We start from the raw sequence: 14,318 nt of genomic DNA on the forward strand, positions 1-14,318 counted from the left end.
AACATTGCACTAAATGAAAAGCTGGCTTTTTCATATCTGTTAGTATTCATTCAAATTGTATTATTGACTAATAGCTATAAAAGATCAGTAAAAATTGAACAATCAGAAAAATTCTTACATCAAACATTTACTGTATTCTTAATAGTAAATAGTATTTCAGAAGATCTAATACAGATGAAAATATTTTTTCATATTCATTAATCATCCCAATAAAACCGTTTGTAAAGTCATTTCGCCGAAAATATTTTTTAGAAGAGGTTTATCTTTTAATAATTGATAACTTGAGACTCAAATCATCTAAATTTTTGTGTCAAAAAATTAACTATTACATTATGAAGAAGATAAAACTACTATTTTCATCATTAAGTATTTTATGTTTATCCATTACTTCTGTGTTAGCACAGAATATATCTTTGCCTCCAAGTGGTGGAAATCAAAAGGCGAGTATCTCTCAGTGGATGGGGCCAGTTGAAGTGAATATTACATATAACAGCCCCGATGTAACTGGCCCAGATGGTACGAGTAGAGAAGGTAAAATTTGGGGTGAATTAGTACCCTATGGAATGAATAACTTGGGTTTTGGTACAGCAGAGGCTGCTCCTTGGCGTGCTGGCGCCAATGAAAATACAGTTTTCACTGTTTCAAATGATGTTACAATCGGTGGAAAAGAACTTAAAGCGGGAACTTATGGCTTGCACATGATTGTAGAAGAAGGATCAGAATGGACTGTAATATTCTCAAAAAATTCGACTGCATGGGGAAGCTACTTTTACAATGAAAAAGACGATGCACTTAGAATTAAAGCAAAAGTAGCAGAAGCACCATTTACAGAATATTTAACTTATGGTTTCGATAATCGTGAACTAGATGCTTGTACTGCATATTTGCAATGGGAGAATAAGAAAGCTTCATTTGACATTTCTGTGCCTGCGATAAATGAATTATACTTATCTGAAATTAGAAATGAATTACAGAATTCTAGTGGTTTTAATTATTTAAGTTGGGTGCAAGCCGCAAATTTTTGTGTACAAAATGATGTCAATTTAGAAGAAGCTCTTACATGGGCAGATTATGCGATTTCTGGACCATTTGTTGGTCAAAAAAACTTTAATACATTGCAAGCAAAAGCGAATGTATTAAAAAAGTTAGATAGAAATGATGAAGCTGAAGTAATAATGGCTGAAGCTATTGAGCATCCTACTGCATCTGTTCAAGAAATTCATGTTTATGGTAGAACTTTGTTGGCAGAAGAAAAACCTGGAAAAGCATTGGAGATTTTCATGCTAAATAGAAAGAAACACCCTGAAGATAATTTTACTACGAATGTCGGTTTAGCAAGAGGATATGAGGCAATGGGTGAAAATAAGAAGGCAATTAAACACTGGGAAGCTGCACTAGAGAATATTCCTGACTCTCAGAAACCTAACTTGCCTTATTATGAAAATGAAATTAAAAAATTGAAAGAAGAGAATTAATATAGCATTAAAAATATAAAAGCACTCTTTTAACAGTGCTTTTATATTTTTAATCTTGTTATTTCACTGAGTAAAGTATCGAGATTTATTGGCACAACACCTAAGTGCTCGCAAACTAATCCGCCACCTAAGTTTGAAATAGCCGCAATTTTATCTAGTGGTAAGCCTGCCGCCATACAAAGCGCTGCAATTGAAACTACAGTATCACCTGCTCCAGAAACATCTGCAATTTCTCTTTTATGCGCGTTAATATGGTGCTTGTTTTTAAAATCGCTGATGTAAACACCATTTTCAGAAAGTGTCACCATAGACGATTCTGTTGGCATCACTTCATTCAATTTGTTAAGAGATTGATCTAAAGCATTTAAGTCATTCTTATCAAACTCTATTTTAAGACCTTCTTTTAATTCTTTAAGGTTTGGTTTAAATAAAGATACTCCTTTGTAGCTTAAGAAATTTCTCTTTTTAGGGTCTACAATCGTTGGTATCGATTCCTTTTTTGCAAGTTCAACTACTGCCTGAATCAGACTTTCAGAAAGTACTCCTTTATCGTAATCTTCAAAAATGATTACATCAATCTGATCTAACATTCCTTTGATATAATCAAGAATGCGCTCCTTTTCAATATCTGCAATCTCTTCTTCCGTTTCAGTATCGATGCGCATCATATGCTGAGAGCCAGCTAGAATACGATGTTTTACAGTAGTAAGCCTGTCATTTATAGAGAAAATACCATCTGTAGATAGTTTTCTTTTAGCCAACAAGTAAGACACATTTCTACTTTCATCATCATTACCAGTAACTGCACACAAAATTGGGTTTGCACCTAATGCTTTTATATTTAATGCTACATTACCAGCTCCACCTAATCTTATTTCTCTTCGGTCTACATTAACTATTGGCACTGGTGCTTCAGGAGATATGCGACTTACTTTTCCCCATACGTAGGAGTCAATCATCACATCTCCGATAATGAGTGCATTTAAATTAGAAAAATCTGCTCTGAGTTTTTCTGGATTCACCATAGTGAATTATTTCAGTGTTGTTTATAAATATTGTAAAACTATTTTAGCTTTGCTACAGCTTTCTTTATTCGGCTAATTGCTTCAGTAAGTTCTTCGTCAGAAGCAGCGAACGATATTCTTACGCAGTCAGGGTCTCCAAATGCAGTTCCATCAACTATAGAAACGTGTGCTTCATTCAGAATAAACATAGAAAAATCGTAGCTGTTTTCTATTGTAGTTTCACCATCTGTTTTGCCAAAGAAATAGCTAATTTCTGGAAAAATATAAAAAGCTCCTTGTGGCAAGTTGGTTTTAAAACCTTCAATTTCATCTAGTTTGCCTTTTACCAAGTTTCTTCTTCTAAGGTATGCTTCAGTCATTTTTTTGCTAGGTTCTAAACCTCCATTTAAAGCAGCAACACCAGCTTTTTGAGAGATAGAACTAGTGCCAGAAGTAATCTGACCTTGAATTTTATTACAAGCATTAGCAATCCAAACTGGAGCCGCAATGTAACCTAATCTCCAGCCTGTCATGGCAAAACCTTTTGAAAAGCCATTTACTACAACTGTACGGTCTATCATTCCCGGTACTTGCGCAATGCTATAATGTTCTGAGTCGAAGTTGATATACTCATAAATTTCATCCGAAATTACAGTGATGTTTTCATGTGCTTTTACCACTTCAGCAATTTCTTCGAGGTCTTTTTTAGTAAATACAGAACCAGTTGGGTTACAAGGAGATGAGAAAAGAATGGCTTTTGTATTTGGAGTAATGGCTGCTTTTAATTCTTCAGCAGTTACTTTAAAATCGTTTTCAATTCCACCTTTTAAGATTACAGGAGTACCTTCGGCAAGTTTCACCTGCTCAACATAGGTTACCCAATAAGGAGTGAATATAATTACTTCATCACCTTTATTTATTATACTAAGCAATACATTGGCAATAGATTGTTTAGCTCCACCAGACACTACAATATTTGCAGGCGAGTATTCAAGCTGATTGTCTCTTTTTAATTTAGCACAAATAGCTTCTTTTAAATCGGGAATTCCGGCAACTGGAGGGTAAAAAGTAAAGCCATCATCAATTGCTTGTTTAGCAGCAGTCTTTATGTGATCAGGTGTTTGGAAATCGGGTTCTCCAAGATTAAGCTTAATTACATGGTGTCCTTTTGCCTGTAATTCTCTGGCTTTAACTGCCATAGCTAAAGTAGCTGATTCTGATAATACTTTTAATCTGTCGGAAATCATATTTTTTGATTTAGAAATATTCTTTTGAAAACTGAAATGTATCGCTGAACTACTGTATGCCAACAGGGCAGATCATGAGCATTTCAATATTTAGCGTGGCAAATTTAATTGAATCTCTGGTTTACAGAAATGAATTTTTGAGTTTAGGTGTAATTCTTTATTGATTAATGTTGCTAAAACCTGTTTTGTGTAAGTAAATCTTTCTATTGAGTGTTAATAAATTCACATTTTATTGAAATTCATAAGGGTTTTAGTATCAATTCTATCTTTTGAGTAATTATAGGATTTGTTTTCGTATGAATGGGCTTAATTATAATGATAATGTTTTAGGTAAGGTTATGCTTAAATATGAGATTATAGTTATTAAACTAAGCTATTTATTCATTTATATGTAAGTCTACTGTTTACAGGTATTTAAACTTTACTTATAGCTTTGAGTAAAATAAAATAACCTAACTAACTCCAATCAAACTTCGTTGTATGAATAAAAATTACTTATTCAGTCTACTATCATTTATGGTTTTATTTCTGATTTTGTTTGATTCAGAAATAGCAGTTTCACAAAAGAAACATCACTCTAATAATAAGTACCAAAAGGATCATAAACATCAAAAGGATCATAAGCATCACAAAAAGCACGATAAGAAAAAGGATGGTAACTTAGAACTTGTTTCAGTTTGTTCCGATTCCCCCAATGACTATTGCCGTTGGCAAATAAACAACCCTAATAACTATGAGATAAAAGTTTTGTGGTATCTATATGGTTCTAAACAAAAAGACATTTTTACTGCCAAACCCGGTGAAAACTTTTTTGAAACAAAAACAAGGCATGGTCACAATGTTGCAGTTGTTAAGTGGAAGAAAAAAGAGAAAAAAAATAACCATTGGAAATGGGGAAAATGGGTTACAATAAGTGAAAAAGCGAGTTTTGAACAATGTATTAATGAAACAATAGAGTTTAATTTAGAAGGCAATGAGATTTTGGAGAACAAACCTTCTGGTACTACGATAGGTGTTTTATCAAGTTCAGATACTCTGTCTCAGTACGAATATGAACTAATTGAAGGAGAAGCAGATAATGCAAAATTCACCATTATTGGCAAAGTATTATTTAGTTTTACCACTTTCGATTATGAGCTACAAGATACTTACTCTATCAAAGTTAAAGCTGTAAATACAGATACAGGGGAAGAGGAAGTTCTTGAATTTGAAATATTCATTTTAAATAACAAAGTACGCCCGTATAATATTCAATTATCATCTAATTCTGTAGAGGAATTTTTACCAGTAAACACTCTTGTTGCAGATATTACTGTATTAGACTCTACTGAGAATGATGTACATCAATTAGAATTAGCCGAAGTAGAAGAATTGAATGAAAATGAGTTTTTCAGTGTTAAAGATCATCAATTATTTACTTCAAAAGAATTTAATTATCGAGCGTTTTCACAGGCAATTATTTATATAAAAGCAACAGATGTTGAAGGTGACACACTTGTAAAATCTTTAAAAATAGAAATACTAAATGTTCCTGATCCACCTCTCGATTTAGCTATTTCACAACAGGCTTTTAGTGAGTATACAGCTATTGGAGAAGTGATAGCCGAAATGAGTTCTACAGATAGAGATTCTTTGGATAGACATATTTATAGCATTACAGAACTTGATACGCTTCCATTTACTATAGATGAAAACAAATTGGTGTTGAAAGAAAAAGTTGATTTTTCTTCAGCACCTTTTTTCGATTTTAATCTAATTGCAACAGATTTAGATGGAGATACAGTATCGAGAAATTTTAGAATAGAAGTAATTAATGAGAATGTCGCTCCAGAAGATATCAGTTTAACTAATTCAGATTTAAATGAGTTAGGAGAGATTGGAGATTTTGTCTCAGTAATTAATGTCGTTGATCAAAATATAGAAGATAGCCATCAACTAGAATTACTTTCAGGTAATGAGTCTTTTTACATCAGCAATGATTCATTGTTTACAAACCGAAGATTCTATTTTCAAGAAGAGACAATTGTTACTATTTCAATAAGAGCTACTGATCCTGATGGTGAAGTCTTCGAAAAGGAATTTACCATTATTGTGAATGATGTGACAGATGCACCAACAGGTTTGAGTCTTTCTTCGAATAAAATATATGAAAATCTTCCTGCAATATCAGCAGTAGGAATATTCTCAACAATTGATGAAAATGATAAAGATGTTTTTACTTATAAGTTAATTTCAGGAACAAGTTACGATTTTGGAGCTTTTATAATTGATGGAAATCGTTTATTAAGCGCTGGTAGTTTTAATTATCAGACTAAATCATCTTACAAAATTGCAGTTCGTGTAACAGATCTAGCTGGTGATTCTTATGAAAAAGAATTTGATATTCAAGTCAATAATATAGTTCAAGCTCCAAGTGATATTACATTAGTAACTGCCAATCCAATTTTTGAAAATGTAGAAGCACCTGCATTTTTAGGTAAAATCGAAGTTGAAGACAGTGATAATTCAACTAAACCTCAATTAGAAATTTTAGCTTCAACAGATAAAGATGATTACCAGTACTTTTATCTAATCGATGATTCTCTTTTTACTAATGCAAGTTTTGATTTTGAGACCCAAAGTAGTTATGTAATCCTAGTACAAGCTACTGATGAGGATAATGCTGTTTTAGCTAAAGAAATTCAGATTAACATTACAGATGTAAATGAGTCGGGTTCAGGTTTCTTCTCTGAGACAGAAGATTTACAAGAATCTAACAGTGTAAATGTAATTCTGGAAGACTTTGATAATGATGGTGATAATGATGTGCTAGTTGCTAACCAAGGCGCACAAAGTAGTTTATGGTTAAATGATGGTTTAGGAAATTTCACTTTGTCATCAAATAATTTCGATACTAAACCAACTTTTGATATTGCCACGGCAGATTTTGACAATGATGGTGATTTAGATATCGTGTTTGCCAATTGGAATGATTATAACACATTGTGGTTGAATGATGGCTCTGGAAACTTTACAAAAAGCTTGGCTATTCTAGGTAAAAACTATGGTTTAAGCATCATCGCTCAAGACATAGATGGAGATACTGATAATGATATTGTTATAGGTAGTTTTAATGGTGTAAATACCATTTGGTTAAATAATGGCGATGCTACTTTTACACAAAGTGCTAACAGTTTTAGTAGTAGCATGACTTATGCAATTCTTTCTGGCGATGTTGATAATGACGATGATTTAGATATTGTTGAAATCCGTTCTGGGGGTGATCAACTAGTTTGGATAAACAATGGCTCAGGTGTTTTTATACAACACTTAGAAATAATAAGTACAGGCTTAAATTTGTTTAATGGTGTTTTAAGCGATCTTAATAATGATGGCTTTGTAGATTTAGGTTTAGCAAATCCTAATGGAGCAAATGAAATTTGGTTGAATGATGGTGATGGAACATTCACCAACAGCAATCAATTCTTAGGAGAAGAGAATACTTATAGCTTAACTACAGCAGATTTAGATACCGATGGCGACAACGATTTAATTTTTGCTAATAGGTATGATGCAGTAGAAATCTGGTTTAATGACGGAAATGGAAATTTTGAGAATTCTATGCAGCAATTAAACTATGAAGACACTCGCAAGCTTGCTGCAGCTAAAATTGACGATGATGCAGATATAGATCTATTCATTATAAGTAATGATGAATATAACCATGTTTGGCTCAATAATTCAAAGCCATCTGGTGTACAGCTAGCAAATAACAAGTGCTCTGAGAATCAAACTTCTGGCTATTTTATTTCTACGCTTAAAGCAATGGATATCGATACATGGGATGAGCATACTTTTGTATTGGAATCAGGAGTAGTAGATAATGACAATTTCTATATAAGTAATGATTCTCTGTTTAGCAACACATCTTTCAATTATGAAAGTAGAAGTAGGTATACTATTGAAATTACTGTAAGCGATAAACAAGGAGCTTCAGTTATTACTCCACTTAAAATCTATATTACAGATATTAATGAAACTCCAACATTTTCAATTGCTGAAAAAGAGGTAGTTCAATATGGTGAAGAAAGTGTTGATGTTCTCATTTCAAATATTAATAGTGGTGATGATAATTATCAAAGCTTATCATTCTCTATTAATTCGATATTAAGTGATTCTTCTTTGATTGCCGATGCTTACTTTAGTTATTATTCACCAAATGAATATGGCTATTTGCACTTAGATTTAAAAGAGGCCGCTTTTGGTTCAGAGCAAATTGAAATTTTATTAAAAGATAATGGAGATACAACTTTAGGAGGAGTCAATCAATCAACAAAAAGTTTTGTGATTGAAATTGCTGAACCAGTTTTATCTGATATAGAAATTAAATTTTGCAATGCCGATACCATCAATATTCTATTAACTGAGTTTGAAGGTTATTACTGGTACAATTCCTTAACTTCTGATTCTGCCTTTTATCAAGGAACAAGTTTTACCTCTTTTCTCCAAGGTGATACAACGTTTTATGTAACTCCAATCTCTAGTAATGGAGAAGTAGTTTCTACAAGGCAATTAGTTTCTTTAAGTCTTACAGAAAAAGAAATAATTACTCCAACATTATCTGGTGATATATTGAGTGTGGCAAATGGATATATAAATTACCAATGGTATTTTAATGATATTTTACTTTCTGATGAGACCAATGCAGATTTGGTTGTAGTTGATTCAGGTTTCTACTATGTCGAAGTAACAAATGAGAGTGGATGTGTAATCACTTCAGAAAAAGTAAATGTTGATTTAACTTCAACTATAGTAGAAGAAGTGGTAATTAGCTCATACCCAAATCCTGCAGATGATTATATACAATTAAGTTCTGAAGACATTGTTTTGACAGGCGCACTTATACAAATTTACGATTTATCAGGCGAGTTAGAGATATCTTTTGAGAGTGAAGTCGAAAATCCTATTATTGATTTAACTGCTCTTAAAACAGGCTTTCATATTATACACATCATAAAAGATGGAGAGGTTTATACTGAGAGAATTTTGAAAGGATAAGCTTTGATATATGATAAAAAAAGAAAGGGTCTTTGGAATTCCAAAGACCCTTTCTTTTTTTGGTAAAATTCCTTATTCAGGAGTACTATCAGATTTTATAACTTGCCCTCTTAGTTTAAGAGTTTTAGTAGTTTCTGATGCATTAGAAGTAATAGTAATGGTTTTGTATACATTACCTGGTCTACCTTTGCTGTTAAATACCGCTTTAATTTCAGCAGACTCACCTGGCATAATTGGTTCTTTAGGCCACTGCGGAGTAGTACATCCGCAAGATGCTCTTACATTTTCAATTACAATAGGTGCATCACCAGTATTTTCAAAAGCGAAAACATGCTCGGCAAGTTCTCCTTCTTTAATGTCTCCAAAATTGTGTTCTAATTCTTCAAAAGAAAAAACTCCTTGTGCTAAAGAAATAGTAGTTGCTGCAATGAATAAGAATAGAAAAGAAAATAAATGCTTCATAATACTATAAATATCTGTTTATATTATATAACAAAACTAGTAACACGTAAACCTTTTTTTAAGTTTAATTGTCAATTTATTACGAATTTGTTTTTGTTTGCTTGCATAATTATAAATTAATTCGCGAATTAGTTCTACCGCTTTGGTATTTTTTTGATAACGAGGTTTATGTTAAGAAATTTATTAGTGCTGTTATCAGCCAGCTTACTGCTAGTATTCAACGTACAAGCGCAAAATATAGATAGGTGTGTTACAATGGAAAAATTATTTCCTGATACACCTCCTGAACAGAGAAAAGAAGCTTTTACAGGTTTCGAAACTTGGTTGAAAAAAAACATTAGCCAAAAACACCTTAAAAAAGGAACAGAAGAAGCTTCTTCTGTTTATGTAATACCTGTAGTTGTTCATGTGATTCATAATGGTGAGGATATAGGCGATGGGAGTAATATTCCTGCAGAGCAGGTATTATCTCAAATCGAAGTACTTAACCAAGATTTTAGGAGGCAGAACTCCGATAGAGAAAATACACCAGATGTTTTTAATGATGTTGCAGCAGATACAAAAATTGAATTTAGATTAGCTGTAATTGATCCAGAGGGCAATGTCTTAGATGAGCCCGGCATCGACAGGTATAATGGTGGACGTGACTCATGGAACGATACACAATTAGATAATGATATTAAGCCACTCACGTCTTGGAACCCAACCAAATACATGAACATATGGGTTGCAGATTTAGGAAGCTCATTACTAGGTTATTCTTCTTGGCCTAAATCTTCTGGTAACGATGGGGTGCCTATAGAAGCAGGTAATGATAATCAAGATGGGGTTGTAATTAACAATCTAGTATTTGGCTCTAACTATACCAATTATGGTTCTTTCGATAATCTATCTGATGATAGGTATGATCGAGGTAGAACTTGTACTCACGAAGTAGGGCACTTTTTTGCATTGTTGCATCCTTGGGGTGTAGTAGGTGGATGTAGCGATGATGATTATTGTGACGATACTCCCACAACAAGTTCTGATAGAGATGATGTTTTTAGTCCATGTGAATTTCCTGACCCTGATAAGCCAAATACATGTACTGATGATGAAAATGACCTGCCTGATATGTTCCAGAATTTTATGGATTATACGGCAGATGCTTGTATGAACCTTTTTACTATGCAACAGTCAGAGAGAATGCAAGCTGTAATGGAAAACTCACCTAATCGTAACGAACTATTAAGTTCGCAGGTAATTACACCACATTTTGCTCCATCAAACCTTGTAATTACTGGTAATGCATTAGAAGGGTATACTATAGAATGGACGGATAATAGCTTAAATGAATCTGGTTTTATAATTGAAGTTTCAACTGATCCTTATAGTGGATATACAGCGATTGCTTCAATCCCTGCAAATTATACCAGTTATGAAGCAAGTCCAGGTGATGGTGTTTTTTATTACAGAATAAAGGCGATTAACCAAAGCGGAGAGAGCGACTATTCAAATCCGCAGGCAACTCCAAATATTTTACCTCCAGATGCGCCAATAAATTTAAGTGTTGTAGAATACAGTCAAGATTCAATTTTAATAAGTTGGGAAAATGTATCTGATCTGGCGACATCAATTGAAATATATGTATCAGAAGGAAGCTCAGATAGTTTTGTGTTATGGCTTGATGATGTTTCAGGTAATCAAGATAGCATCTGGGTTACGGGACTAAGTTCAGAAACTTTGTATGCGATAAAAATAAGAGGTACAAACTCAGCCGGAGATTCTGATTTTTCTGGAACTGTTCTAGTTACTACTTTGCCTTATCCACCATCGGCTTCTACGGGCTTAAGTGTATTGTTTGATGATGATTCTCGTAGGTTAAGATTAATCTGGAACGAAACTTCTGATAATGAAGATGGATTTGAAATCTATCGCTCTTTAGATTCTTTGTCGGGTTATGAAGAAGTAGCAACTGTAGCTGCAAATACAAGTCAATGGTTAGATATAACTTTTTATCCACCACCTTTATCTTTGTATTATTATAAGATAAGAGCTTATAACGAAGGTGGTTATTCTGCTTTTTCTAATATTGGTAGATACGATGCTATTTCGGAGTTGGAAGATGCTCCATTAAAAAGTTCTTTATTTGTTTATCCAAACCCTGTAAGTGAAGTACTTTACTTAAATGCAGTAATGGATGTAGACCAAGAAGTGCAGGTGTTGTTAACTGATATTACTGGCAAAGCCTACGAAAACATAGTGATAGAAACTGAAAGTAAAGTACTTTATTATGAGTTTGAAGCAGATAAATACCCTCCAGGTTTATATATAGTGCAAGTAAATACTACCAAAGGTCGAGGTGCAATTAAAATTCTGATACAATAGTAAATGTAATTATCAAGAATTTTTCGAGTGTAACCGATCACACAGTAGTGGTTATTTTAAAAATAGCATTAAAAGCACTTGAAATTTAAGGAATTCATAAAAATGACTTCTCTGATGTCAATATCCATTGAAATTTCTTAAACAACTCGATTTTAGTTAACTTTGCACAAGATTTTGAAGTGTCCGTACATTTTAACAAAATCATGTGTCTTATATATGGACACTACTAATTTGATCAATTACTAGAATAAGCCGATTCCTTTTGTTGAAAGCTTAATGATATATAGATGGAAAATAAAGTGCTAGAAAAAGATATAAAGGAACATGAGGGAATGACGAAGGAGGAAATACTTAAAGACTACGAGGTAGCTTGCAGAAGCAGACAGGCGAGTCTTTTTGGTAGAAAGGAAGTGTTTATGGGCAAAGCGAAGTTTGGGATTTTTGGTGATGGTAAGGAAGTAGCCCAGTTAGCAATGGCAAAGTTTTTTCAGCCAGGTGATTTTCGCTCAGGTTATTATCGCGATCAAACATTTATGTTTGCGATAGGTGAATCAAATGAACAGCAATTTTTTGCACAATTATATGCCCACACGGATGTAAATGCAGATCCGCACACAGCAGGAAGAGGGATGAACTCTCACTATGCTACCAGAATAGTTAACAATGATGGAAGCTGGAATAATTTAACCCAGATGAAAAATACATCATCTGATATTTCTCCAACTGCTGCACAAATGCCAAGATTAGTTGGTTTAGGATACGCTTCGAAACTTTATAGAGATAATCCAGAATTACACGAACTAACACAGTTTTCTAATAATGGTAATGAAATAGCATTTGGTACTATTGGTAATGCATCTTGCGCAGAAGGTATTTTCTTTGAGTCTATTAATGCCGCTGGAGTTCTTAAAATTCCTATGCTAACATCTGTTTGGGATGATGGCTATGGCATTTCTGTTCCTAACGAATACCAAGTTACCAAGGGTAGTATTTCAGAGATTCTTTCAGGGTTACAAAGAAAAGATAAACAGAGTGATGGTTTTGAGATTTTCGTAGTAAATGGCTGGGATTATCCATCACTAGTTAAAGTCTACAAAGAGGCTGCAGAGCTTTGCAGAAAAGAACATGTTCCAGTTATTATTCACGTAGTAGAAGTTACTCAACCACAAGGGCATTCTACTTCTGGTTCGCATGAAAGATATAAATCTAAAGAGAGATTAGAGTGGGAGAGAGAGCACGATTGCCTTAAGAAAATGCGAGAGTGGATACTGAATGAAGGAATTGCATTAGATTCGGAAGTGGATGAAGTAGAAGCCAGAGCCTTAAAAATAGTAAAAGATTCAAGAACAAAAGCTTGGAAAGCATTTGTAGATGATAATAAAGTAAGTCAAAAATCTGCTTTAAAAATTATTAGTGGTGTCTCGAAACAATTGAGAACCAACAATAAGATTAAAGAGATAAAAAAAGAGTTGGAAAAAACTTTGAATCCGATGCGTTCGGATGCGATGAAAGCCGTGAAAAAAACTTTGCGCGCATTAAGATTCGAAGATCCAATACATAGAAAAGAATTAATAGAGTGGGTTGAAACAGAAAACGAAGAAAATAAGCAGCGTTTCAATTCTCATTTATATAGTGAATCACCTTTCTCGGCTTTAAATGTCGAAGAAATTCCTCCACATTACGATGAAAACAGCAATGAAGTAGTAGATGGTAGAGAAGTGGTTCAAGCTTGTTTTGATAGCATTTTAGCAAGAGATCCAAGAGTTTTCGCAATAGGAGAAGATCTAGGTAAAATCGGAGATGTAAATCAGGGTTTTGCTGGTTTGCAGAATAAGTATGGTGAGTTAAGAGTAACCGATACTGGAATTAGAGAAACTACGATTCTCGGCCAAGGTATTGGGGCTGCACTTAGAGGTTTAAGGCCAATTATAGAGATTCAATATCTGGACTACATCTATTATGCTTTGCAAACCATGACTGATGATTTGGCTTGTCTACAATACAGGACCAAAGGTGGACAAACTGCACCAGTAATTATTAGAACTCGTGGTCATAGATTAGAAGGTATTTGGCATTCAGGTTCACCAATGAGTACCCTGTTGGGTAGCTGCCGAGGTATTTACTTACTAGTTCCAAGAAATATGACCAAAGCTGCTGGATTCTACAATACTTTGTTGCAATCTGATGATCCAGCAATTATGATAGAATCTCTTAATGGCTACAGGTTAAAAGAAAGACTACCAGGTAATATTGGTGAATTTACTGTGCCTTTAGGTGTGCCAGAAGTGATTAGAGAAGGAAAAGACATAACTGTTGTAACTTATGGTTCTATGTGTAGAATTGTAATGGACGCAGCAGCACAGCTAGATGAATTAGGACTTGATGTTGAAGTAATTGATGTGCAAACTCTACTTCCATTCGACAGACATCACAAAATTCTTGATTCTATTAAAAAGACAAATAGAGTGCTTTTTACAGATGAAGATGTTCCGGGAGGTGCTACAGCTTATATGATGCAAAAAGTGATTGAGGAGCAAGATGCCTACCAATGGTTAGATTCTAAACCAGTTTGTTTATCTGCTGAGGCTCACAGACCTGCTTATGGTAGCGATGGAGATTATTTCTCTAAACCCAACATTGAAACAATAGTAGATAAGATATATGAAATTTTGCATGAATCTGACCCACAAAGATTCCCTGCATATTTGAAATAAGAAAAAATGATC

Annotated in this window: 7 protein-coding genes; 4 read left to right on the plus strand and 3 right to left on the minus strand. The window is 33.8% G+C overall.

Annotation, left to right across the window (positions count from 1 at the left end; genetic code table 11):
* Positions 1 to 332 precede the first annotated feature (332 nt).
* Positions 333 to 1,475 carry a DUF2911 domain-containing protein gene (locus OQ292_RS18290; protein ID WP_284683589.1) on the plus strand — a complete coding sequence of 381 codons (1,143 nt, stop codon included), beginning with the start codon at positions 333 to 335 and terminating at the stop codon, positions 1,473 to 1,475.
* 41 nt (positions 1,476 to 1,516) lie between these two features.
* On the opposite strand, the gene OQ292_RS18295 is transcribed toward OQ292_RS18290, so the two are convergent.
* Complete coding sequence (locus tag OQ292_RS18295) at positions 1,517 to 2,500, minus strand: bifunctional heptose 7-phosphate kinase/heptose 1-phosphate adenyltransferase (RefSeq protein ID WP_284683590.1); 984 nt, start codon at positions 2,498 to 2,500, stop codon at positions 1,517 to 1,519.
* Between the two features lie 38 nt (positions 2,501 to 2,538).
* Positions 2,539 to 3,726, minus strand: a complete 1,188-nt coding sequence (locus OQ292_RS18300) for a pyridoxal phosphate-dependent aminotransferase (protein ID WP_284683591.1) — start codon at positions 3,724 to 3,726, stop codon at positions 2,539 to 2,541.
* Positions 3,727 to 4,206: 480 nt separating this feature from the next.
* Between OQ292_RS18300 and OQ292_RS18305 the strand changes: the two genes are divergently transcribed.
* Positions 4,207 to 8,763: an FG-GAP-like repeat-containing protein gene (locus OQ292_RS18305; RefSeq protein WP_284683592.1), complete on the plus strand. Its 4,557-nt coding sequence runs from the start codon at positions 4,207 to 4,209 to the stop codon at positions 8,761 to 8,763.
* A gap of 72 nt (positions 8,764 to 8,835) precedes the next feature.
* Here the strand turns inward: OQ292_RS18305 and OQ292_RS18310 are convergent, their stop codons facing one another.
* Entirely contained in the window at positions 8,836 to 9,225 is a 390-nt protein-coding gene (locus OQ292_RS18310; protein ID WP_284683593.1) for a DUF1573 domain-containing protein, read from the minus strand.
* Positions 9,226 to 9,480: 255 nt separating this feature from the next.
* Between OQ292_RS18310 and OQ292_RS18315 the strand changes: the two genes are divergently transcribed.
* Both OQ292_RS18315 and OQ292_RS18320 read left to right on the plus strand, forming a co-directional pair.
* On the plus strand, positions 9,481 to 11,592 hold the full coding sequence (locus OQ292_RS18315; RefSeq protein ID WP_284683594.1) for a M43 family zinc metalloprotease: 2,112 nt from the start codon (positions 9,481 to 9,483) through the stop codon (positions 11,590 to 11,592).
* Positions 11,593 to 11,879: 287 nt separating this feature from the next.
* Positions 11,880 to 14,306: an alpha-ketoacid dehydrogenase subunit alpha/beta gene (locus OQ292_RS18320; protein WP_284683595.1), complete on the plus strand. Its 2,427-nt coding sequence runs from the start codon at positions 11,880 to 11,882 to the stop codon at positions 14,304 to 14,306.
* The last annotated feature ends 12 nt before the right edge of the window (positions 14,307 to 14,318 follow it).

Origin of the sequence: Chondrinema litorale, assembly GCF_026250525.1 — a bacterium.
In the GTDB taxonomy this organism is placed as follows: domain Bacteria; phylum Bacteroidota; class Bacteroidia; order Cytophagales; family Flammeovirgaceae; genus Chondrinema; species Chondrinema litorale.